Origin of the sequence: Synechococcus sp. CB0205, from assembly GCF_000179255.1 — a bacterium.
Classification (GTDB): domain Bacteria; phylum Cyanobacteriota; class Cyanobacteriia; order PCC-6307; family Cyanobiaceae; genus Vulcanococcus.
On record NZ_ADXM01000077.1, the window covers coordinates 1 to 1,188 of the forward strand.

Below are 1,188 nucleotides of genomic sequence, written 5' to 3' on the forward strand. Positions count from 1 at the left end.
TGCATGGCTGTCGTCAGCTCGTGTCGTGAGATGTTGGGTTAAGTCCCGCAACGAGCGCAACCCACGTCGTTAGTTGCCAGCATTTAGTTGGGCACTCTAGCGAGACCGCCGGTGATAAACCGGAGGAAGGTGTGGATGACGTCAAGTCATCATGCCCCTTACATCCTGGGCTACACACGTACTACAATGCTACGGACAAAGGGCAGCGAACTCGCGAGAGCTAGCAAATCCCATAAACCGTGGCTCAGTTCAGATCGTAGGCTGCAACTCGCCTACGTGAAGGAGGAATCGCTAGTAATCGCAGGTCAGCATACTGCGGTGAATACGTTCCCGGGCCTTGTACACACCGCCCGTCACACCATGGAAGTTGGCCACGCCCGAAGCCGTTACTCCAACCCTTGTGGAGGAGGACGTCGAAGGTGGGGCTGATGACTGGGGTGAAGTCGTAACAAGGTAGCCGTACCGGAAGGTGCGGCTGGATCACCTCCTAACAGGGAGACAAACAACGATTTTGATGCCTGAGTACTTTTATTCTTAGGCCGAAATCCTGTCACCTTAGGTCGATCGGTACCTCAACTTCAATCCTGTGAGTCGCAAGACTGCACAACGATTGATTTTTAGTTCCTAAACGTTGTCTAGGTCACCCCATAGAGGGTTCACTTCCTGGGCCATTAGCTCAGGTGGTTAGAGCGCACCCCTGATAAGGGTGAGGTCCCTGGTTCAAGTCCAGGATGGCCCATTCCAAAATCCATTTTGGATCATTTGGGGGTTTAGCTCAGTTGGTAGAGCGCCTGCTTTGCAAGCAGGATGTCAGCGGTTCGAGTCCGCTAACCTCCACTAACACTACTGAACTCCTAAGCCAGGAAGAGCTTCTTGGTCGGTGACTAGACGTTGTTCGAAAGAATCCACTGGTTCGTCCAGTCGTATTCAGCCTCAGCTCATCTCCGATCACGGATTGAGCTGATGCTGAATTCACTCCTGAAAGGGAGAGGATTTAGCAGAACCTTGACAACTGCATAGGTGAGTCTGGAAAGACAAAAGCATCTCATAGAGATCAGAACGTCTTTCGCCGCAAGGCGATTGATGAACTGATTATTCTATTTTTGAGAGCCGAGACCTTCTAGCGTTCTTCCCAATCCGCCGAGGAGCGGGGAGTTTGATCCTTGTTTCTAACTGGAGCAGTAATGC

General features: G+C 51.7%; 2 tRNA genes and 1 rRNA gene. All 3 read left to right on the plus strand.

Going from position 1 to position 1,188, the window contains the following annotated elements:
* A 16S ribosomal RNA gene (locus tag CB0205_RS0113960) occupies positions 1-491 on the plus strand; the annotation flags it as partial.
* Positions 492-665: 174 nt separating this feature from the next.
* A tRNA-Ile gene (locus tag CB0205_RS0113965) sits at positions 666-739 on the plus strand.
* A gap of 25 nt (positions 740-764) precedes the next feature.
* Positions 765-837: transfer RNA gene (locus CB0205_RS0113970), tRNA-Ala, on the plus strand.
* The last annotated feature ends 351 nt before the right edge of the window (positions 838-1,188 follow it).